The sequence below is a fragment of the uncultured Nostoc sp. genome (genome assembly GCF_964245445.1).
GTDB lineage: Bacteria > Cyanobacteriota > Cyanobacteriia > Cyanobacteriales > Nostocaceae > Nostoc.
The window spans coordinates 16,324-36,521 of the sequence record NZ_CAXTNE010000045.1 but is presented as its reverse complement, the minus strand read 5'-3'; the positions used below and the strand labels follow the sequence as shown (position 1 = coordinate 36,521).

General features: G+C 43.1%; 21 protein-coding genes and 1 pseudogene. 7 read left to right on the top strand and 15 right to left on the bottom strand.

Going from position 1 to position 20,198, the window contains the following annotated elements:
- Nucleotides 1-223, top strand: a pseudogene (locus ACFE90_RS10835) (hypothetical protein); the annotation flags it as partial.
- A 130-nt stretch (nucleotides 224-353) separates the two neighbouring features.
- Nucleotides 354-494 carry a hypothetical protein gene (locus tag ACFE90_RS10830; protein ID WP_375500308.1) on the top strand — a complete coding sequence of 47 codons (141 nt, stop codon included), beginning with the start codon at nucleotides 354-356 and terminating at the stop codon, nucleotides 492-494.
- A 36-nt stretch (nucleotides 495-530) separates the two neighbouring features.
- Here ACFE90_RS10830 and ACFE90_RS10825 read toward each other — a convergent pair whose 3' ends face one another.
- Together ACFE90_RS10825 and ACFE90_RS10820 are read right to left on the bottom strand one after the other, a co-directional pair.
- Nucleotides 531-1,358, bottom strand: a complete 828-nt coding sequence (locus ACFE90_RS10825; protein WP_375500306.1) for a class I SAM-dependent methyltransferase — start codon at nucleotides 1,356-1,358, stop codon at nucleotides 531-533.
- Nucleotides 1,359-1,529: 171 nt separating this feature from the next.
- A complete protein-coding gene (locus ACFE90_RS10820) occupies nucleotides 1,530-3,443 on the bottom strand; it encodes a transketolase C-terminal domain-containing protein (RefSeq protein WP_375500304.1) in 1,914 nt (637 codons plus the stop codon).
- A gap of 301 nt (nucleotides 3,444-3,744) precedes the next feature.
- Between ACFE90_RS10820 and ACFE90_RS10815 the strand changes: the two genes are divergently transcribed.
- The 3 genes from ACFE90_RS10815 to ACFE90_RS10805 all read left to right on the top strand — a co-directional run bounded on the left by ACFE90_RS10815 (nucleotide 3,745) and on the right by ACFE90_RS10805 (nucleotide 5,949).
- Nucleotides 3,745-4,524 carry a DeoR/GlpR family DNA-binding transcription regulator gene (locus ACFE90_RS10815; protein WP_375500302.1) on the top strand — a complete coding sequence of 260 codons (780 nt, stop codon included), beginning with the start codon at nucleotides 3,745-3,747 and terminating at the stop codon, nucleotides 4,522-4,524.
- Between the two features lie 241 nt (nucleotides 4,525-4,765).
- The gene (locus tag ACFE90_RS10810) at nucleotides 4,766-5,254 is read left to right on the top strand and encodes a hypothetical protein (RefSeq protein ID WP_375500300.1); all 489 of its coding nucleotides are present in this window, start codon (nucleotides 4,766-4,768) and stop codon (nucleotides 5,252-5,254) included.
- Between the two features lie 47 nt (nucleotides 5,255-5,301).
- Complete coding sequence (locus ACFE90_RS10805) at nucleotides 5,302-5,949, top strand: DNA cytosine methyltransferase (protein WP_375500298.1); 648 nt, start codon at nucleotides 5,302-5,304, stop codon at nucleotides 5,947-5,949.
- 74 nt (nucleotides 5,950-6,023) lie between these two features.
- Here ACFE90_RS10805 and ACFE90_RS10800 read toward each other — a convergent pair whose 3' ends face one another.
- Nucleotides 6,024-7,619 carry a gamma-glutamyltransferase family protein gene (locus ACFE90_RS10800; protein ID WP_375500296.1) on the bottom strand — a complete coding sequence of 532 codons (1,596 nt, stop codon included), beginning with the start codon at nucleotides 7,617-7,619 and terminating at the stop codon, nucleotides 6,024-6,026.
- A gap of 324 nt (nucleotides 7,620-7,943) precedes the next feature.
- The gene (locus ACFE90_RS10795; RefSeq protein ID WP_375500294.1) at nucleotides 7,944-10,970 is read right to left on the bottom strand and encodes a Tn3 family transposase; all 3,027 of its coding nucleotides are present in this window, start codon (nucleotides 10,968-10,970) and stop codon (nucleotides 7,944-7,946) included.
- Nucleotides 10,971-11,057: 87 nt separating this feature from the next.
- Between ACFE90_RS10795 and ACFE90_RS10790 the strand changes: the two genes are divergently transcribed.
- Nucleotides 11,058-11,270 (top strand): hypothetical protein, encoded by a 213-nt coding sequence (locus ACFE90_RS10790; protein WP_375500292.1) that lies wholly within the window; start codon nucleotides 11,058-11,060, stop codon nucleotides 11,268-11,270.
- 4 nt (nucleotides 11,271-11,274) lie between these two features.
- Nucleotides 11,275-11,679 (top strand): tyrosine-type recombinase/integrase, encoded by a 405-nt coding sequence (locus ACFE90_RS10785; RefSeq protein WP_375500290.1) that lies wholly within the window; start codon nucleotides 11,275-11,277, stop codon nucleotides 11,677-11,679.
- Between the two features lie 320 nt (nucleotides 11,680-11,999).
- Here the strand turns inward: ACFE90_RS10785 and ACFE90_RS10780 are convergent, their stop codons facing one another.
- The 11 genes from ACFE90_RS10780 to ACFE90_RS10730 all read right to left on the bottom strand — a co-directional run bounded on the left by ACFE90_RS10780 (nucleotide 12,000) and on the right by ACFE90_RS10730 (nucleotide 20,193).
- On the bottom strand, nucleotides 12,000-12,725 hold the full coding sequence (locus ACFE90_RS10780; RefSeq protein ID WP_375500288.1) for a calcium-binding protein: 726 nt from the start codon (nucleotides 12,723-12,725) through the stop codon (nucleotides 12,000-12,002).
- Nucleotides 12,726-13,225: 500 nt separating this feature from the next.
- Nucleotides 13,226-13,915: a CAP domain-containing protein gene (locus ACFE90_RS10775; RefSeq protein ID WP_375500286.1), complete on the bottom strand. Its 690-nt coding sequence runs from the start codon at nucleotides 13,913-13,915 to the stop codon at nucleotides 13,226-13,228.
- Nucleotides 13,916-14,023: 108 nt separating this feature from the next.
- Nucleotides 14,024-14,167, bottom strand: coding sequence for a peptidase inhibitor family I36 protein (locus ACFE90_RS10770; protein WP_375500284.1), 144 nt, complete (start codon nucleotides 14,165-14,167; stop codon nucleotides 14,024-14,026).
- 36 nt (nucleotides 14,168-14,203) lie between these two features.
- On the bottom strand, nucleotides 14,204-14,476 hold the full coding sequence (locus tag ACFE90_RS10765) for a hypothetical protein (protein WP_375500282.1): 273 nt from the start codon (nucleotides 14,474-14,476) through the stop codon (nucleotides 14,204-14,206).
- 99 nt (nucleotides 14,477-14,575) lie between these two features.
- Nucleotides 14,576-15,511, bottom strand: coding sequence for a glycoside hydrolase family 18 protein (locus tag ACFE90_RS10760; protein ID WP_375500280.1), 936 nt, complete (start codon nucleotides 15,509-15,511; stop codon nucleotides 14,576-14,578).
- Nucleotides 15,512-15,696: 185 nt separating this feature from the next.
- Nucleotides 15,697-16,566 (bottom strand): hypothetical protein, encoded by an 870-nt coding sequence (locus ACFE90_RS10755; RefSeq protein WP_375500278.1) that lies wholly within the window; start codon nucleotides 16,564-16,566, stop codon nucleotides 15,697-15,699.
- A gap of 80 nt (nucleotides 16,567-16,646) precedes the next feature.
- On the bottom strand, nucleotides 16,647-17,474 hold the full coding sequence (locus tag ACFE90_RS10750; RefSeq protein ID WP_375500276.1) for a glycoside hydrolase family 19 protein: 828 nt from the start codon (nucleotides 17,472-17,474) through the stop codon (nucleotides 16,647-16,649).
- Nucleotides 17,475-17,547: 73 nt separating this feature from the next.
- Nucleotides 17,548-17,907, bottom strand: a complete 360-nt coding sequence (locus tag ACFE90_RS10745; protein WP_375500274.1) for a CVNH domain-containing protein — start codon at nucleotides 17,905-17,907, stop codon at nucleotides 17,548-17,550.
- A gap of 219 nt (nucleotides 17,908-18,126) precedes the next feature.
- A complete protein-coding gene (locus ACFE90_RS10740) occupies nucleotides 18,127-19,200 on the bottom strand; it encodes a glycoside hydrolase family 64 protein (RefSeq protein WP_375500272.1) in 1,074 nt (357 codons plus the stop codon).
- A gap of 76 nt (nucleotides 19,201-19,276) precedes the next feature.
- Entirely contained in the window at nucleotides 19,277-19,822 is a 546-nt protein-coding gene (locus ACFE90_RS10735; protein ID WP_375500270.1) for a 3D domain-containing protein, read from the bottom strand.
- A 38-nt stretch (nucleotides 19,823-19,860) separates the two neighbouring features.
- Entirely contained in the window at nucleotides 19,861-20,193 is a 333-nt protein-coding gene (locus ACFE90_RS10730; RefSeq protein WP_375500268.1) for a glycosyl hydrolase family 17 protein, read from the bottom strand.
- Nucleotides 20,194-20,198 lie beyond the last annotated feature (5 nt).

Genomic DNA, 20,198 nt, shown 5'->3' with positions numbered 1-20,198 from the left:
TTACCCTGCGATCGCACCCAATTTGGAATCATCCCACAAAATCGCATTGCTCCCGGTTTGTGACCAGTTAATCATGCTTTACCGGGATGCTGTCTACACAAAAGACCCAAGCGACCGCACTATTGAGTTGATTGTTGAGAAAAACCGCCTTTACGGTAAGCTCGGCACTGCGACGATGTTGTGCGATTTATCGACATCGAAATTTTTGAACTTGGCGAGATAATTTAGGGGTCTAGCCGACAGTATCGGATACGTGCAAAATGGGACACAATGCAAAGTTATGTTAAAAAAGTTGCTTTAAATTTTATGATGTGATGTTGAGGAAAAATCAAACTGATAATTCTAAGACAGTTTTGGCTGAAAAACCTCAGACATATCAGAGGTGTGCGATCGTCATCGGAGTCCAAATGCAATCACCGAAAGAACTCAAACAACGATTATTAGGCGTGTTTTGGCTCTTTCATTGGATGCTGGAGTCGGTTAAGTTAAAATAAAAGCCCCAATCTCATCTAATGTCTGCGGTATAATATTTAGATCTTCCGCGCAATTTGAAATGCAGCTAAGTTAAACAGATGAATTTCGCCCTTAAATTGCTGTTTGATCGCAGTTCTCAATCCCGAAAATAGATTTACTCTCACTTGCGACTCTAAGGCAACGTATTGTGAACCGCTACTCAAATAATCGAGATACCGATCAACGCTATAGGTTTGTTCGCAAGGGAAGATTTCTGTGGAGGGAGGCTCAAACAATCCTGAATCCCCGACAGGTTTTCCCAAGCCTGCGGCAATTTCAGCTTGTTTCTCTCGACCTTCGTACTCAGGTGCGATCGCGGGCGCGTAAGCTTGATAAACCTGATTCAAGACTTGATGAACTTCATGACTTGGCTCAAGCGTCAGGTTCCAAAGTAAAACGAGAGAACCATCCTCTCGTAACGTCTGTGATGCTTTCACATATTTGATGCCGGATGATATCCAGTGCCAAGCATTTGCTGCTAGTACAATTTCATACGCTTGTGGTTGAACTTGCCACTCCTCGAAGGATTCCTGAAAGAGTTGAACCTTCGGAAATGCTGCAAGACGACGTGCTGCAACTTGGCAGAAATCTCGATTCGGTTCTACCGCATCGATTGCACATCCCAACTGAGCAAAGTTAATCGTCGCAATTCCTGACCCGCATCCGACTTCGAGAATGGTTGAGTCAGGGGAAAGGTGAGCGGCTTCAATCGCTCGCTGTATTAGTGCTTCAGGATAGCGGGGTCTGCCTCGATCATAAGCTTCCACAACTGGCGTGTACCAAACCTTCCGTTGCTCTAAGTCTCGATTTGAATACTCATTAAATATTTTGACCGAATCTGCCATGTTTTTATATTTTTAGGTGTGTAGTTTGTCAACTCAGTGCTGCTGGGTCACTTTGTCATGCCTTAGTCTAAACTCCAGAACAAAGAATACTGCTGGTGTGAGGGTGTAGGGAAGGGAAACCTTACACCCTTATACTTAGTCTCAACAGACAATCTTTGTGCTTCCGTTCTGTTATTGAACTAGGTCTTTAACCTTGTTAATTATACTTACTGGATCGATGCCTTGATGTGGATACTGTTCCCATAAACCGCCGCAACCTTCTTTATGAGTACCAAGGTGAGCGTATTTAGGAGTAAACCCACGCTCTAACAGCCAGGAACCAAAACGGCTACCTAATCCGGTTCGACGATTGAATGCTTCTACAACAAGGACGAAAGGAGCTTTACCGATTTTTGCGATCGCTTCTTCATCAATAGCATTCAAGGTTGGTTTATTAATCAAACCTACATCTAGCCCTGACTGTTTGAGACGTTCCACTGCATCGAGGGCACGATATAGAGCATCACCAAAACTAATGATATAGCCTTGCGTCCCTTCTCGAATCACCTCATCTTTACCAGGGGTAAATTTATAGTCACCACCAAAGAAGTCGTTACCGTTGCTGTCAAGAATATTCGGCACTTTAGAACGAGTGGAGAAAATGAACCTCAGTCCCGGCTCAAAAAACACAGCTTCTACACAAGCTTTCATCTGATTAGTATCTGCGGGAAAGAACAGCTGTGTTGCTTGGCCATCATCCAAGCCGTTGTCAGCAAACATGTTGTTTATACCGAAATGACAGGTGTTATCTGCCATGTCATCGATACCTGCGTGGGAAAAGTGGCAAAGAACATTCGAGTAGTTCAGCCGTGCCATTGTAATTTCTGAGATGCACATTTCTAAGAAAGCGCTGAAAGTTGCAAAAATCCCTTGCTTTCCTTGGTCCATGCCAAACCCAGCAGCAGCAGAGAAGTTACCCCGCTCCATAATTCCAGAGGAAATAAAAATTTCCGGGTATGTCTCGTGAATTTTCTTGAGTCCGCAAGAACCTTCTAAATCGCTATCAATGACCTTGACGCTTTGCTTGCGTTCTTCTTCACTCATCCGGCTTAAGACATCAACCACTGCTTCACCAAATACATTGCGGTTAGCGCCCCATTTATCGCCAGAACCAACAAAAGTATAGCTTTGTTTGGGTTTTTCAATGTTTTTCAGACATTCAACAGCAGCTGTATGTCCGCGTGATTCGAGATATTTGATCGCCAAGTCTACCGAGATGACATCGTGACCGTGAATCGAGCCTTCTAACCCTTCAATACCAGGACACATCGGGCGTTTGTTAATTAGAGCGATCGGGCCAGGAGTATTTACTGCTTCGCTCATGCGACGATATAAATCGTCTAAGTCTTCCCCGTCTCCTTCTAGTATCTTTAATCCGTGACCTTCTAAGGTTTTGGCGACTGTGAAACCAGGTAGATATTTGGATGGATGTCCGGCGATGGTGACATCGTTATCATCAATAATTAACTTGATGTTGAGATGTTGAGCAACAGCCAAGCGGGCAGCTTCCGCGTCGTTGCCTTCTTGCTGGGAGCCATCAGAACCAAGACAGAAGACTACCTTGCCAGGATTTGCTAAGGTTACACCATTAGCGTAGGGCCATATATGCCCTAGTCGTCCAGTACTAAACTTCACACCAGGAGTTAGTTTTAGTTCGGGATGTCCTGGTAAGGCAAAGTGTGCTTCACGATAGTGTAGAAGTTGCTCGGCATCTAGCTCACCTTGTAAGGTTGCCATCAAGTACTGGGTTGCGGCTCTATGTCCCGCTTCATCAAAGAAGATCGGCACAAATTTCTCGGTTGCTCCCCGGAAAAATGCGTCGAGAATCATCACCTCTGGTACTGTATCGTAAGGTCCACCAGTGTGACCGCCTACTCCTCTGGCAGCACCAGTGGCTGTAAACAGGACGATCGCATCGCGGCACAATTGAATGTTGGCTCTGAGAATTTCTCTTTGTTCATCTGTAAGAGTTGGATTTGTGGGATTGAGAGCCAGAGGTTTATAAGCACCGAGATTAATGGGAAATTGCGTATTAGTAAGTGTCATGTTTTATGCCTTTAATTTGAAATGTGGATTGATGACTATCGACGACCTTCGTCAGTGATCGCCCGGATTAAATGCGTTTTTGCTGTGTTTTTGCTTAAATTGTTCCATCCTTTTGATTAGCGAGTGGTCTACGAGGAATGATGTAGCTTAGAGGATTCCGTTGTTACGAGGGATCGGCTAAAATCGTTAAACTCTCATTTTGCACGAATATACTTGAATTTATTTAAACCCAAGAAAAAATATGCAACAATCCGCATAGTTATAAGTATAAACTCACAAACGTGTATTTTCAAGGGCAAATATGCAATTTCATGAAAAAGCTTCTATGCTAACGGCAGAGCGACGACAATTCATCTTAGAAATTCTGCGTCGTGATAAAAAGGTGCTGTCATCGGAACTTAGTGCTGTGCTAAAGGTTTCCGAGGATACGATTCGTCGGGATTTGCGGGAATTAGCCGAATCTGGTTCTTTGCAGCGGGTTCATGGAGGAGCGCTTTTGGCTTCTCCGGCGATCGCCAGTTATGCAGATCGGCAAAAACAAGCACCAAAAGAGAAAGAAGTGATCGCCCGTGCGGCTGCAAAATTGATTTGTACAGGGCAAGTGGTAATTTTAAATGGTGGTACGACAACTCTCCAAGTAGCCCATCATTTACCCTTGGATTTACAAGCGACAATCGTCACAAATAGTCCTCCAATCGCCGTTGCCTTAGCAGAGCATCCCCACATTCAAGTTGTGATGTTGGGCGGACAACTCTACAAAAAAGCTTTGGTAAACGTCGGTGCAGCTACAATCGAGGCATTACGGATGATTCGTGCAGATTTGTGCATGTTGGGCGTATGTAGTCTGCATCCAGAAGTTGGTATTAGCGTGCCGAATTTAGAAGAAGCCTATGTTAAACGAGCAATGATTGCTGGAGCAGCGGAAGTAGTTGGATTAGCGACAGCAGAGAAGTTAGACACAGCTGCTCCTTATGTAGTCGAGTCGATTCATGCACTAACTTATCTGGTAACTGCACCAACAGTATCCAATAAGATGTTAACTGCTTATAAAGCTTTGGGTTTAACGATCGTCCAAGATTAATCCGGTAATAGTACTTACCCTTTTTGTGCAAGTTTCATTCAATTGTGTTTTTTCAACTCATTTTTTAATTATGCTTCAAAACTTTAACTCTCTCTCATGATTTGATTCAAAGTTTTATATTGGGATTGGTGAGAAAGCCCGAAATTACGTTAACTCTTTCTCGATTTATGGTTCAATTTTCTTCCCATATTATGATTCAAAGCACAAAAGTATAGGCTCAATTTCCCCTGGCGCTGTCCCAATGATTCGTCTAATGCAACAACAGGGGGCAACTAAGGAAGATATCATCGCCTTTATCAAAAAAGCGAAAACCAAAAAGACATCACCAAAATTAAATATCTGCAAAAATTTTGATAACACAAAATTTAAACCAGTTCTGCCAGATGATGCCCCAATCGCTGTTGTGCTATTCGCGGGTGGCGGCGGGATTGAAGCTGGAATGGTGCAAGCCAGGATTCGTCCGGTCATTGCAGTAGAGTTTGACCCAAGCAAACCAGACTTGAGCAGGGCGATGCCTGCGGCAACGTCAAGGACGAACGCCAAAACCCATCACCACAACTTCAGCGAGTATGGCTGTAGAATAATCCAACTAACAGTGCAAGAAGTAGCACAGTCAGGATTTCTAGGTTTTCCACGCTGCCCCGACTATCTCCATGCCTCCCCGGTATGCGCCAACGTAAGCCTTGCCCACACAGCCAAAGCTGGTATTGCGCTTGAACTGATGACCTGACCGCAGCGATCGCCGTAGCAGAAGCCATCCGACAGTTGCAGCCACGGGTGTTTACGCTAGAGAATGTCCCACGCTATCAGAACAGTCAGAGTTTCAGTATCATCCTGTCAGCTTTGGAGCAAGAGGGGTACTCGGTTACTTACAGCGTGGTGAATATGGCTGATTTTGGACTGCCCCAGGCGCGGCGGCGGTTAGTCCTGATTGCAAGTAGGGGGTTTTACGTTGCTTTACCTTCACGAACTACACCTTGTGGTTGGTACGAGGCGATCGCCCATCTCATCCCCACCATGACCGATTCCCAACTACTCCCCAAACAACGGCAAGCTTTGGAGAAATTTTTAGCCGGGAATGCGCCCACACCACTGTTAATACAGAGAGTTGGGGGACGTACACAGTCCAAATATAAACCTGGACATTTACCTTGCAACACGGTATTGCGATCCCACTTCACCGATCACAAGGGCTGCAACCGTGGTAAGTTCGCTGATATTTGGTTGCCTGATGGTCTTGCCCTGAGCGTAGTCGAAGGGACGGTCAAATCCTTGTCAATTCAAGGTGCAGCAATCTTGCAAGGGTTTCCCAGTTGGTACGAATTCCCCAACGAAACTGCTACAGCTGGGTCAATTATCGGCTATTCTGTGCCTCCCAGTTTTGCAACTCAATTATTCATGTCGGCACAAAGTGTAGCTATGTAGGCAATAGCTTTATTTTTATAAATCTCCCCTAACCTACTTGTTCCATGCATTTGGGAATTTTGCAAGAAATCTATTCACCAAGCCACAGCCAAACCATCGGCACGAGACTCACAGGCAGCAATTAAAACTCGCTCTTGCTTGTAAATAATTTGACCGCGGCCGAAAAAATCATCGGGATTTTGCAGTACATGATGGCCGCGTTTAGCTAGTTGTTGAGTTATTTCCTTCGATGCAGTTTGCTCTACTAATACTGTAGAACCAGAAACGAACTGCCATCTGGGAGCATCTAAAGCAGCTTGGGGATTGAAGCCATAATCAGCTAAATTCACCACTAGTTGCAGATGTCCTTGTGGTTGCATAGCTCCTCCCATGACACCAAATGCTCCAATTGGGCGATCGCCTTGAGTCAAAAAGCCAGGGATAATGGTATGAATTGGGCGCTTATTGGGGGCAAAATGGTTAGGATGTTGCAAATCAAGGCCAAACCCGTAACCCCGATTTTGCAAAGCTATGCCGGTATCTGCGGGGAGGATGCCACTACCAAAGCCTGTAAAATTAGATTGAATCAAAGATACTATTAATTCGCCATCAGCGGCGGCGAGATACACTGTTCCACCTTTTGGTAATCCAGGTTCAGCTAAAGCGATCGCTTGTTCTGTAATTAAAGCACGGCGTTTAGCAGCATAATCTAACGAGAGAAGATCCTTTGTAGCTACTTTTAAAAAAGGTTCGTCAGCAATGTACTTATACACGTCAGCAAAGGCTAGTTTCATCGCCTCGATTTGTAAATGGTAACTTTGTGCGGATTCTCGCGGATAACGATCCAATTCAAAGCCGGATAGGATATTTAAGGCAATTAAAGTTGCAATCCCTTGGGTGTTAGGTGGAATTTCCCAAACTGTCAAATCCCGATAGTTCGTAGATATGGGTTGCACCCATTGGGCTTGATGAGCTGCCAAGTCATCTTTAGTTAAGTAACCACCAGTATCGGCGGCAAAGTCAGCGATACGTTGAGCGATGTTACCACGGTAAAAGCTTTCACCACCAGTTGCGGCAATTTCTCGCAGGGTTTGGGCGTGTGCGTGAGAATGCCAAATTTCTCCTGCCTCAGGCGCTCTATTATTGGGAAAAAATACTTGTTTAAAAAAGTTAAATTCTTGACCTACAAGCGACAGATAATTTTGTTCCAACCGTTTCCAAGCTAGGGAAACCATAGGCGATACAGGGAAGCCTTCTTCGGCATAGCGAATTGCCGGGACAAATAACTTCTCAAAAGGTAAACGTCCCCAACGCTCCCACAAGGTTCGCCACGCACTAACAGCACCCGGTACAGTAACAGCACGCCAATCATATTTGGGTACGGCATTGAGTCCAGCAAAGTTTTGTAGAGTTAGTTTCTGCGGACTTTTTCCAGAACCATTTAAACCATGCAGTTTGCCATCCCAAACTAAAGCAAAAGCATCAGCACCAATGCCATTTGCAGTAGGTTCAACTACAGTCAGGGCGATGGCCACAGCTATCGCAGCATCAACCGCGCTGCCACCAGCCAATAACATTTCCATACCAGCTATAGTCGCCAACGGTTGACTAGCTGCCACAGCTCCCCGGCTACCCATAATTACTCGTCGGGTACTAGGATACGGATAATTGGTGAGGTTTGCCAAACTCATTTTTTGGTGAAGAAGATTGGACAGAATTTTGTATTTGTGTAAGAGAATACAATATTTTTACAAATACTGTTTGTGTTCGCCAACACATAGACTGAGCATATTCTATTGTTTGGAAGCCCCTGAAACCTCTGCATATCGATACACCTGACCGTGGCATTTCTAAGTTAATTGTTCGCAAGCAGAGGAATGGCCCTACTGGTACTGTCAAGCTTTTGTTTAACCATCAGTTTACCTCCTTAAAGAACTTGTCTCGTAGTCGTAGTTTTTAAGACTCTAGGGGTTTTTGTAGCAATCGTGCAGAAACTTACGCTAAGGCTCTATGAGTTACCAGTAAAGAGTTTCAGCCCACGCCTTTGCCGCACCCTTATCAGAGCGCAAAGGACGCATCCCGCCATTCTTTAAAGACTCAGGCAAATTAAAGTGGTAGCGCCCTAACATATTAATATGGTCGTGTGCTAAAGGAGATAAGCGAGCTACATCATCTGGCATGACAGTTTTCTCTTCAGCACGTAAATGATTAAGAGCTACATCCAAATAATAAGTGTTCCATAACACCAGTACGTTAACCACTAACCCCAATGCACTCAATTGCTCCTCTTGCCCCTCCCGGTAAGCTTGACGTAGCTCTCCTCGACGACCAAAGAACACAGCTCTAGCTAAACTATGACGGCTCTCCCCTCGGTTTAATTGGGTCAAGATACGGCGACGGTAATCTTCATCATCGACATAGTTAAGCAAATACAAAGTTTTAGAAATTCGCCCCAATTCTGCAATCGCCTTGGCTAAAGTAGAAGGTTTTTTACCTCTGTGCAAAGCCCGCATAATTTCTAAGGCACTGACAGTTCCCAACTTGAGAGACCCTGCCACTCGCAACATATCATCCCAATTCTGCTCAATCAATTCCGTTTTAACTGTAGCCCGTGCTAACTTATCTAGCACCCCGTAATCAGTGTTTCTGTCGAGCCGCCAGAAGCGGGCTTCTCCTGCATCTGTCAAGCGCGGACTGAACTGATAACCCAACAGCCAGAACAGTCCGAAAACCACATCACTATAGCCAGAGGTATCAGTCATTAATTCTCTGGGACGCAAGCTGGTCTGTTGTTCGAGTAACCCTACCAGAACCACGAGCGAATCCTTCAAGGTTCCTGGAACGACCAAACCATGAAAACCAGTAAATTGGTCAGAGGTAAAGTTGTAATAAGTAATACCACGTCCTTGACCAAAATACTTGCTGTTAGCCCCGGCGTTGAGGGTACGTACAGGCACAACAAAGCGTAGACCATCGGCTGATGCAACTTCGCCACCTCCCCATATCTGCGCCAAAGGAATCTGAGCTTGAGCATCGACTAATCGTGCATTAGCTCGAATCAGAGTTTCAGGACGAATGTAGTTTTGCTCAACCCAAGTCAGTCTGCCACGAGTTAAGGCTGGGACATCTGAGCGCACTAAGGGGGTTAAACCAATATTACAAGCAGATGCGATTAATACAGCACAAATACTAGTGGATAAGTCATTGACACGAGCAAAACTTTCATTGACATGGGTAAACTCATCCATAAATCCAGTTTTTGCTTGAATCTCCAACAGGACTTCGGGTAAATCAACATGAGGCAATAAACTGTCTACGAGTGTTTTGAGTTGAGGATAACTTTCAGGCTCTGCTAATTTATCTAAATTCCTGATAGTTAATGTCTCACGTCCTTTAGCGACTTCAATTTTGACAGCAGTATTGTGAGGTAGGTTGCTAGCAGTACGCTGATAGGCTTCATCTAACTGTTGTTTGAGAACTTGGAGTTCAGAGGCAGGAGCTGCTTGCAGGTTCAAAACTCGGCATACATGAGAGCGGGCTGACTCCCAAGCCTGACCCTGTAATAATTTAGCTCCCGGATTGCTCCAACGCTCAGAAGGACTAGTAAATAAATCTCGGCGACGCAGAGAATCAACCATTTGCTCTAGAATACAAAAAGTATAAGCGCGACGGTCAATTTTTCCGTCTTCTGTAACAACCCATTGCACCCAATTTTTACCAACCACTGCTAGTGGTGCATTCTCCATCTTGGGCTGGCGCTGTCCTTCAATGGACTGGAGAAAACGCCAAGCGGTTAAAATAGGTTGGCCAGCCATGTTGGCTTGAAAATCAATTGTTCGCAGTAGAATAGGTAAAAAACGTCTGACAATTCGCCAATGCAACAATAACTCCCGGTAGTAATTATCGTCATTTGGACTAGCCAAATCTTCTACTTTAGCGATCGCTGTTTCTAACTGTTCTTTGCTAATCAGTTGCCACACCTGCTCTCTAACCTTTTGGTCATCACAATTTGGGTCGAGTAGGACTCGACAGGCAACAGATAGTTGTAAAGCAGATGTATCTAAATCCTTCAGAGTCCGCAACCGTTGATTTTTGCCCTCTCGTTCCGAGTCGGACAGCAAATCTTTGATCAATAAATCTAAGATATCAAGGGCATCATCAGTGGCGATAGCTTCTATGATATGGATAAACGCAACTAGAGTAGCGATGCGCCGAGAATCTGACATTCGCTCAATAGCTTGCGCCCGAACCGTTAAAGCCGTTTTTGCTAAGGATTTGAAGCGAATGGGTGGGATTTTCGTTACATCTAATTTCCTGATTCCGAAAGCACGAATTGTGACGAGACGATTTAAAGCGGCTACTAAAGCAGGCGCACTGTACCGGGTCGGAGAACGGCGCAACTGGTCTAAAGGAGTCTGTTGGGTTTTTTCGTTGACCCTTAAAATAGACACCAGTTTAGTTCGTTGCTCAGGAGTTGGCAGTTTGGATACAACTGACCAAGCTCGTTGATTGACCCGTTCTCGAACACTATCAATCAGCCGGACTAACACCGTCACTCCAGGTAGAAGAATTTTGTTCTCAAGCAAGCGGGCGGTAGTCAAGTCAAATAGAATACTTGGACTTTCATCGCCGATCCAAGCTCTCTCGTATAGCCAACGCAGCAAACGCCACCTAGAGGGCTGTTCAGTAAAATCTCGATAACCATAGTTTCGCTTGATGATTTGAGCGTGTTCCCAATGAGTGGTGGGTCTTTCTAAATAGCGCAGCAGACAGTTGGTTTGGGAGATGTCTAGTTGTTGAGCGAGATCAGCTACGATTCCAGGTGGGACATCAATTGGGTTAATCAAAAAAGTTCCTAAAAACCGCACTGTGCAAAGTTGGATGACGAAGCCCAAACGATTATGGTCGCCACGACGCTGTTTCACCAATTGTCGTGCTGTATCGTCGAGATGAAAATAGCGAGCTAATTGCAGAGGTGTCGGTTCTCCCACGTAACGCCCATAACGGAGTTTTTGCTCCTCGGTCAAAAACTGAATTGACATTCTCCTTCATTTTTAAACTTTGCCTAGTTAGTATTATTTTAGGCAAAGTATTTTAGACATAGTAACCATGAAATGAGGATTTGAGCCATGTCTGCAAAAGCTACTCAACTTCTGTTTTCGGCAAAGTTCCCGTTTCGTTCTCCGCCACCTGTCAAACGTCCATCACAACGAGAACGGGAATATTTACATCTAAAAGAAGTTGAATCTATGATCCATGCAGCTCGTCAAGTTGGGCGGCATGGAACCAGGGATGCAGCAATTATTTTACTCATGTTTCGACATGGACAATGCAGGAGCTGAGTTAGTGGCACTCAAGTGGTCTCAGGTCGATTTGTCAGATGGTTATATTGAAATTCGTCGGGTCAAACATGGGCATGATACTGTTCACCCTCTGCGTGCGCCAGAATTAAGAGCGTTGCGTCAGATACAACGGGATTATCCCGATACCCCATATGTGTTTGTTTCCGAGCGTAAAGCCCCACTGTCCACCAGAGTTATTCGTCACATTATTGCACGAGCTGGTGAAAAAGCGGGAATTGCTCAACCAGTTCATCCCCACCAACTGCGTCATGCTTGTGGCTATTATTTGGCTAACTCAGATCACGATACAAGAGCCATTCAAGACTACTTAGGACATAAGAATATTCATTATACCGGGCGCTACACGCAAATGTCTTCGCAACGGTTTGAGTCTTTTTGGACAGACTAATTACAGATCAAATGCACTACTTTTAAAATTTTGATGCTTAGAACCTTTATCCAGTAAGGCATAGAGCCTTCGCGTAAGTTTCTGTACGATTGCTACAAAAACCCCGTAACTATCAAGATCAAGGCATGGATTATTATGAACAACGTTATCAAGAACGAGTCATCAATAACCTCCAGAAAAAAGCTCTAGCTTTAGGTTTTGAGCTTATTCCCCAGCCCGAAGCAAATACGGTTTCTTAGGAGAGGGATATTTCAAAAATAAAATATCAGTCCTATAGAAAGCTCAAACGAAGCTGGCTATAGCTAGAGCTAGAGTTGATATTATAGGGTGATAAAAGAGAAGTCTTGAGGTGAAAAATTAGCCTGGCTAGACAAGCTAGTGAGATTATTCAGATTAGCCAAAACGCTGATTGGTCCGCCGTCATCTAAGTCATTAGAATACACAACTCTTGAAATGCCAAGTGTAGAGTTATAATAGACAAATAATCCTTCATCAGATGTAATCTTATTGTTATCAGCAATTGCTTTGGCAGCAGCAGCAGCATTGGGAAATGCATCGAGCAACACTAGTAGATTGGCATTACCCGATAGTCTAGAGCTAACCCCTTCCTGGTATTTAACCTGGGCATTAAAATCAAGTCCGAGCTTGCCAGTTTCAAACACGAAATTATCTACACCGATTTGGTAGTCGGTAATGTCATCTGGCTGATTCAACACGCTAATACGGTTGGGGCTTTGCACTGGGGAACCGTTAGCAAATGGGGGATCGTAATAGCCAAAAGTATCTTGACCAGATCCGCCCGTGAGTATATCAACACCGACACCACCATCTAAGAAATCACTGCCCAAACCGCCTCTTAAAACGTCATTGCCTGTACCACCATAAAGGTTATCGTTTCCATTTCTACCTTCAAGAGTGTCATTACCCCCATTTCCGTAGAGAAAGTCATTTCCTCCCTTGCCATCAATCAAGTCATCTCTAAAGGGTGTACCATCCAAGATGTTATTAGCGTCATTTCCAGGAATAATCACCACAATATTCGCCATAGCTGTTATCCTTTACAATTGCAAATTTATGTTTTGTGAACTCCATCAGTTATGATGGCGTGACTTAAAGGCTTGATAAAAAATAGAGTATAGTTTGCACTCAGTACAAATACCCTCTCCTCTGATTCTTAATTGGTAGCAGTGAGATCAGTTTATTCACTGTAGAGAATCAGAGGTTTTTAGCTGAACCTTCTGATTTTTAATTGGTAGCAGTGGGATCAGTTTATTCACTGTCAGTAGACTAAAAAGTTCTGCGATCTGCTGTGCTTTTCGGCATTGTTGCGTGAATAGGGAAAAAGTGGTTGAACGAGAAGGTGTTGAAACCGCCACCTGGATCGTTCCACATCGCGATCGCGTCGTCGCCTGTGTTACGGAAAAACGACTGTGTAACGGTGGAGTTAGTGACCTTGGGCTGTACTGTAAACTTTTTTTTTCAACGTGAAGGCTATGCTAGTTAAGCATTATAATCTTTTTAACTCTGTTGTTTTGTTTAAGTCACCTTAGAACGGTCGTTGACCTACAAAGTTTCCTTGGGGGCTATAGCGGCAAACGAGTCTTGTATTCCCATCACCCCCGTCAGCGACAGCGCATCCTACTTGAGTCGTATTCCGCCAAACGACCTGAGTATAGTGTCCAACATCAGCCCAATTGCCATTATTACTCACATTTGGAAATGTTCCCATCACAAAATGCTGCTTTTCATTTCCCCAACCCTCAACCATTTGGGTAAAGCTAAATCTGCCTGATGTGCCCATCCAAAGATTTTCTCCTTCCCCGTCTGCTCCACTATGCTTGAACGATTGAGTGGCAGCAAGATGGTTTGCCCACTGTTGAGCATGATTTGCTAAAGTATCAGACCAAGCCAGGGGCGGAACACCGACTTTTGAACGATACGAGTTGTGGGCATTCAATATCTCTTGTGCGATACCACCAGGCGTTGAGCCTTCGACTCGTTTAAAGGATGAGATTATATCATTCCAGTCATTTGGAACCGAGGCATATTCACCTGGCGTCAGCCGAAAACTTCTTCCTTGGAAGTTCGTATGTTCAAAAAATTCCCATGTGCCAGCATACACCTTAATTGAGGAAATTCGGTCGTTCCAACCGTTGCCAAGCGAGGCAAACTCATGATCAATATTCCCTGACGTTTTTCCAGAAAAATTAGCATCAGTAAAGATTTCAATAGACATGGTAATTCTCTGAATCTCCTTTGTAATTTAACGCAACCAGATTACCCATTCCTTGACATGTATCGTGATTGGGGTGGATGAAGGCTCCAAATCAGTTGACTCACGATACTAAACTAATTCGATGACGATTGAGGAAGTCTTATCGTTGAAGTCGTCGCCTACATAAGGCGTATCAGCCGTAAACGTTTTGCTTTGTCCACCAAAGTTAATATCGCTGTAAAAAGTAACTTTCATCCCCGCAGCAATCTTCATCTGTCTTCCATGCAACTGAGAACCGCCATAAATACCCTAGTTAAAATCGACCTGATTCCAAGGTATTGTTGTGAGTAGTAGTTCGCCAACCCAAAATTGCGCTTGTGGAGGTTGGCAGAGGAGCAGAGGTGTGCTTTTAATTGGATCAATTCCTAAAAATTCTTTGAGTTTCTCGTACACTTGGTCTGCAAAACCTGACAGAGCCTGGGAAGTTTGAGAGTTCGCGTTCCAGCGCTCCTGATTTGCATACCAACTCCAATACTGCGAACTGTTCACCAGAACGTATTGCGATTGAGGTGATGAAATCATAAGTAACACTTCAACTTGAATTTGGTTAGGGTCGGGTTCGATGACATTGGGATTAGCATCGTAAATTAAATGCTATAAATTGCCATCTTTGTAGAAAACTTAGAGTTGAAAAAGTGGTTGCTCACAATTACCGAGTGACAAAGTTTGACATATCGCTTGTGCGATCATTTGAGCGTTTGGGCTGGTGTCAGTTGGCGTTCCTTCTGGCTGCTTTTGTAAACTCCATAGCATCATTCCAGCCGCGTTCGAGTCAACAACCGCCTGTGCCAAATTACGAACTTCCGGTATGGTATAAACATGTCCGCCCCATCCTTCTGGTGGAACTTCAACGCCCATGACAATGTTCCCCTTAAAATAATTCTGATAAGCAGTTAGGGCAACTTTTGGGTCATATTCAGGGCTTGCATCGTAGGACATGACGTTGAGTTGATCAATGTACTCAACTTCAGGCGATCGCAACAAGTTGAGCAATAAACCTGTTAGGGCAGCTTTCGGTTTAGCATCTGTCCATTGCCCTTCACCATAAGCACCAACACTCCAAGCTGCTATGGTGACTAAGTATGGTCTGGGTAGTGCTTGGCGAATTTCGTTAACAATCCGACGATACTCATCATCTGTTGTGCAGGTGACTTGACCGTTTGTGGATAAATACTGACCGTTATTGAACGGTTCGTAGTCAATATCTACACCATCAAATCCAAAATCTTTGACCACATCTGCGATCGCCTTAGTATTCAAAGTCGCAAAATTTTGATAAGTAGCTCCACCTACTGCTACTAACACTTTTGTGTTAGGATTTTTGCTTTTGAGATAGGCGATTGCGTCTTTTATCACCACTCCGTCTGCACTGAAATCAAGCCCTGTACCTGATAGTTTATTGCCACCCTCGTAGGTTGCATCTGGTTTTATAAAAGACACAATCACCATATTCACATAAGGCGCTATGTTAGCTAGTTGCAGTTTTTTGGGATCGTCGCTCCACTTTTCAGACCAACTCTGGAAATAGGCAACAAGAGTTTTGTTGTTATCAGCCATTAGTTTCTTCTCTTAATAAGGTTTTTGACTATTCTTTGGGTGTTGTTGGAAGCGGCAAAACTGAAGCAATTACAGGATTGCCATTAGCTATATGGATTACATTTGAAATTCCTTCTACTTTAAGAAGTGATGTTGTGTGAACGAAAAACTCTCAGATCAATTGAATCAAGCGATTAGTTTGTTTTTTACGTGAAGATTCTTATACTTCGGATGAGGAAATATGCGTCTCGTAATTTGGGATTATTTTTTGTGTCCCAAAGGTAGCCACCGCATTTTTCTAATCCTCCAGGGAAAACATTGCCCGCCCAGTCTCCACACAAGGTCATATTGATGACCATCTCCATGTCTTTGAAATATCCGGGACACGGATTGAAGCTGATGTAAGGGTTTCCCCATGTATTCGGGTCAGGTGAATCTCCAAGCACATTCGCAGGGATGTCAGCACGCTTCCAAAACCAAATTTTGATTGTCTGGTCGTAGAGCCACTCGCAAGCGTATGCTCCGCCGCCGTTCTCGTTGAATCCGTGGCCGAAAGAGTTTTCGGGTGCCATGATGCCACATCCCGTGAAAGCGTTGTTAGCGTTGCAGTCGGAATTCAAAATATTTGGGATGTTCTGGACACATCCGTTTCTGGTGTGCAATGTTGACTGGTTGCTGTTGTTCGCAGAGGGTGTCGAGTTGACTCCTTCGATGATGTCGATTTCTCCCTTTTCAGGCCATGTAGATCCAGTTCCAACTAGCCATATTGCTGGCCATACCGCCATTCCTTCAGGTATGTGGTCTAAATTGATAATGAACAGCCCTCCATTATACTTTTTATCTGTGTAAATACGGATTGCCTTTCTTTGGCGTTTCTCTTCAGGGTTGTAGCCCTCCGATTCAACGTCGATTTTAATTTTGTTTCCATCGACAATATTGATGAGCTCGCCCCACTTCCCGTATTTTACATAGCCGTGGGTTGGGTCGTCCTGGTCGAAAAAACTCCATTTGTCACCTTTTTCATTCCCGTTGATGAACTGATTTCCAATCCAACTATCTTGAAGAGTATATGCCATAGTTGATAATGCCTCCTTTGAAGAATTAAGTAGCGTGTTTAGATTCCCAACTTCTTGGAGAAGTGGGAAATCTAAACTCCTTAGCAAGAAAGGTTCTCGCCTGGGGTAACACCTAACATCCCGGTAAACTGTTGATAGAGTTGTATTCTGTGTTGAGCTTGTGAAGTTGGCTGTCCTTTGCCACATTCGATGCCGCCGTTGATGATGTTGATGGTCATTCCGAAACCAGACGTGTTGATAGCATTGTGGCACGATGTTTTTGGTGGTTGGGGAGTCATCCAGAACCACAGTGCTGTCATGAAGGAAATGGCACTATCCGTTGAAACCAGTTCAGGATTGTTAAGCACATCCTTTCCAATGGCTTGTCCGCATGCACCGTAGTTATAGTTCCACGACAATTGGATTGGTCCACGACCATGATAGTTTTTGCCCGCCGCGCATGGATATGTAGTGTTCGCCTGACAGTAATTGCTTTGCGGGTTTTGCTCTTCAATGTATTGTAGACCCCCCGTCTCGTGAGAAACATTAGCTAGAAATGCAGCTGCCTCGCGTTTACGTTGCTCCAACGAACCCTCGTTGCAGAACTGCGGGTACTTTTGAGTTGCCGCAATCAGACTTTCATAAGTGTAAAATTGATTACGGTTGGGAAACATAGTCTCAAAAGTTTGACGAGACACTATATTTGCAAAACCATCACCTGTACTTCCACCTGTGCTTCCATTACCAGAGTGAGGAATGCATACTTCCTGACCTATTTGTAATTTACTAGCATCTTCTTCCTTGAATGAAGTGCCATCTGGTTTCAGAATTTCATGCCAACGGTCACTATTATGCAACTGTTGTTGGGCAACGCTAGAAAGCGTATCTCCGGTCTTGATTATGTATGAACTACCTGTTTTACAACTCATAAATTTCCCCTTTTTCAAATTAGAAGCTTGATTTTTACATCTGATTGGAATTCAAATGACTATTTTTTTGTCTTTAATAGTTTATGATTCCATCATCATCAACCACAAGATTTTTGTCTAAATCTAACTGCGAATTAACTACAGACCCGTCTATTTTTTTACAAGAACTCTTGATTGTGTGATTATCTTTCTCAAGAAAAGTATTGGTACAAGAATCTTGATAATTTCCTTCACTTTTCCATGCCAATGTACCATCATTATTTGTAATATATCGTCCCAAATTCAGATATTGCCCCGATTCGCCTCCAGAACTACTTTTACAATATACCGTTAATGTTTGATTTCCAGTCATATAAGCACGCTGGCAAAGATTACTAAAGCGACCGTCCGCGCGAGCTTCCGAAGCTGATACAACAAAGAAACAGAAGCTCATTAATATTGTTATTAGACTCAGGACTACACGTTTAGATTGTTTGATTAAATTAGAACTTACGCATTGACAAAACTTTGCGTATGTAGTGTGTGCCATTTTAAACATAAAATACCTGAAATTGCTAATTTTTGAACCAAGAAAACATAATTTTATTTCTACTTTTTATATAGGTATAAGTGAAATCAAATTATGCACTTAACCAAACAGAAAGTGGATATCTTAATCCCAACTAATAGTTACCTTCAATTCTCGAGAATTTGGATGTTCAATTAAAGAACTTTGCTCACAAACATCATCAAAAGGGAATCCGTAAGCTTTGTTGTCTATGCTATGAAGATGCCAGAATTGAGCATAGTAATTAGCTGGAGCATTTTTATAGAATTCCGAAGGATTACACTTATTTGCTGGATTCTTTACTATGTGCCTGTTAAACATGGCGCTAATTTGAGCTTGAATTGCTAATTGGATCGGATCACCTGTCGCAAATACTCCATCACATCTAAAAACTTCTGAAGATTTAGGATAGTGTATTGTATATTTGACATTAGGTGAATCGGTTTTAGTAAAAGTGAAAACGTTATTTTCTACTTTTCCAATAAATTTTCCCTGTGGCATTGTCAGTTCAAGTTTATTTGACGTGTAATATTGCCACATCTCGCGAATATAATTGTCGAAGTATTTTGCTTGACTACCACCGTCGTTAAAATCACCTTTAAATGGCGATATTATTCTGTATGGTTTCTGAACCAAAGATTTAAACTCTTCTGGCACATTACTAGAATATTTATCAAATAAAACACTCCTTGATTCAGTTATGCCAGCTTTTTTGGGTTTATCAGATGTAATTAATTCAATCACCATCGGAAATCCAAATTGATCTACTTGAGTAGTATTACCGTGAAAACCACCACCATCAATGGTAAACTCTAACCAATCATAGTAAACATCTATATTGGGATCAGATTTATTAGCCGTATTCGGTTGAATAAGGGTATTGTCCTTACTGACTTTTAAATATAGCGGTGAACCTAGGCTAATGTAAGCTCTACCTGAATCCATCTGCGGAACTTCTATTTGAGGAACATCACTTGTTTTATGTAAATAATTACACCAACTTTCCCCATTTTTAGTTAGATGACCTGGTGCATCATTATCGCTAACCTTACATGGAATTAAGACGCCGTTTTTATCGAGGTGACAAGTTTGATGTGATGCATTTAGACCAGTAATTACAAAGTAAATTTGATCGGAGTGATATTTTTGCTTTGTATTATTGAAAAATGAAAATTTCATTTCGGTTTTCCTTGAAATTTTAGTTTCGTGGCGAATTTTGACTGAATGTGTTGAAAGGAAAGAAATTACAATTCAATTACAAAATTGCGGTAACAGACTTTACACCTAGATTGATTGCTTCAGTAACGTTATCGACAAAGATATCAATCTTGTTACCTATAATTGCCGTTCCGATATCTAGGGCAGCGGCAGGTACTCGTGTACCATCCCAAAGCACTAAAGTAAAATTTGTTAACAAGGGAATTACTTTTGGGTCTACTGCACACTGTAAACGTCCTACACTCTGACCTTGGCATCTTGACTGTAACTGACCTGCAAGTGCTGCTTTCAATGTCACTCCATGTACACCAGAAGCAGGTGGATGGCAGTTAGTCTCCTCCATACTGTAAAATCTGGCTTCTAGATTTATTGGATTACCAGAGGGAAGAGGTACAGGAGTAGAAATTGGAATACAAACTTCTTGACCCACTTGTAAATTAGAAGCTTCTTGCTCTGTAAATGCGGCACCATCTGGTTTAAGAATTTCACGCCATCGGTTCTTATTACCTAATTGCTGTTGGGCAATTGTAGAAAGCAAATCTCCATGCTTAATAATGTATGAACTTCCACGTATACAAGACATAAATGAACTCCAAACAAATGCTATAAAAAATTATTTTGTTATACATGCTTCCGTGTATAATTACCAGAGTTATCGAGATACCAGAGACCATAGTGTCCCTCGGCGCCATTAACTCCTTGCCAAGGAGGGTCTTGCTTGTTTGGGTTGCTTTTCCAAGGTTCATCAATTGCCTCAAACAAGTAAGTAACTACACGTTGCTCTGATGCCCACTTATTGATTGCTTCAAAGTATTTCAAGAGATTATTGACGTTATTGTCTGTATTATTGAAGCTAATTCCCCTTGAAGGCCACCCAGTCTCACCAATCATCACCTCACATTTTGAGTTAATTGGAGCAACTGCTGATTTAATCCTATTGAATGCTTGACTCACACCAT

Coding starts and splice junctions, on each gene's coding strand:
- ACFE90_RS10825 (WP_375500306.1), bottom strand. CDS start 1,358: ATGGCAGATTCGGTCAAAATATTTAATGAGTATTCAAATCGAGACTTA.
- ACFE90_RS10820 (WP_375500304.1), bottom strand. CDS start 3,443: ATGACACTTACTAATACGCAATTTCCCATTAATCTCGGTGCTTATAAA.
- ACFE90_RS10815 (WP_375500302.1), top strand. CDS start 3,745: ATGCAATTTCATGAAAAAGCTTCTATGCTAACGGCAGAGCGACGACAA.
- ACFE90_RS10810 (WP_375500300.1), top strand. CDS start 4,766: ATGATTCGTCTAATGCAACAACAGGGGGCAACTAAGGAAGATATCATC.
- ACFE90_RS10800 (WP_375500296.1), bottom strand. CDS start 7,619: ATGAGTTTGGCAAACCTCACCAATTATCCGTATCCTAGTACCCGACGA.
- ACFE90_RS10795 (WP_375500294.1), bottom strand. CDS start 10,970: ATGTCAATTCAGTTTTTGACCGAGGAGCAAAAACTCCGTTATGGGCGT.
- ACFE90_RS10790 (WP_375500292.1), top strand. CDS start 11,058: ATGTCTGCAAAAGCTACTCAACTTCTGTTTTCGGCAAAGTTCCCGTTT.
- ACFE90_RS10780 (WP_375500288.1), bottom strand. CDS start 12,725: ATGGCGAATATTGTGGTGATTATTCCTGGAAATGACGCTAATAACATC.
- ACFE90_RS10775 (WP_375500286.1), bottom strand. CDS start 13,915: ATGTCTATTGAAATCTTTACTGATGCTAATTTTTCTGGAAAAACGTCA.
- ACFE90_RS10770 (WP_375500284.1), bottom strand. CDS start 14,167: ATGAAGATTGCTGCGGGGATGAAAGTTACTTTTTACAGCGATATTAAC.
- ACFE90_RS10765 (WP_375500282.1), bottom strand. CDS start 14,476: ATGATTTCATCACCTCAATCGCAATACGTTCTGGTGAACAGTTCGCAG.
- ACFE90_RS10760 (WP_375500280.1), bottom strand. CDS start 15,511: ATGGCTGATAACAACAAAACTCTTGTTGCCTATTTCCAGAGTTGGTCT.
- ACFE90_RS10755 (WP_375500278.1), bottom strand. CDS start 16,566: ATGGCATATACTCTTCAAGATAGTTGGATTGGAAATCAGTTCATCAAC.
- ACFE90_RS10750 (WP_375500276.1), bottom strand. CDS start 17,474: ATGAGTTGTAAAACAGGTAGTTCATACATAATCAAGACCGGAGATACG.
- ACFE90_RS10745 (WP_375500274.1), bottom strand. CDS start 17,907: ATGAGCTTCTGTTTCTTTGTTGTATCAGCTTCGGAAGCTCGCGCGGAC.
- ACFE90_RS10740 (WP_375500272.1), bottom strand. CDS start 19,200: ATGAAATTTTCATTTTTCAATAATACAAAGCAAAAATATCACTCCGAT.
- ACFE90_RS10735 (WP_375500270.1), bottom strand. CDS start 19,822: ATGTCTTGTATACGTGGAAGTTCATACATTATTAAGCATGGAGATTTG.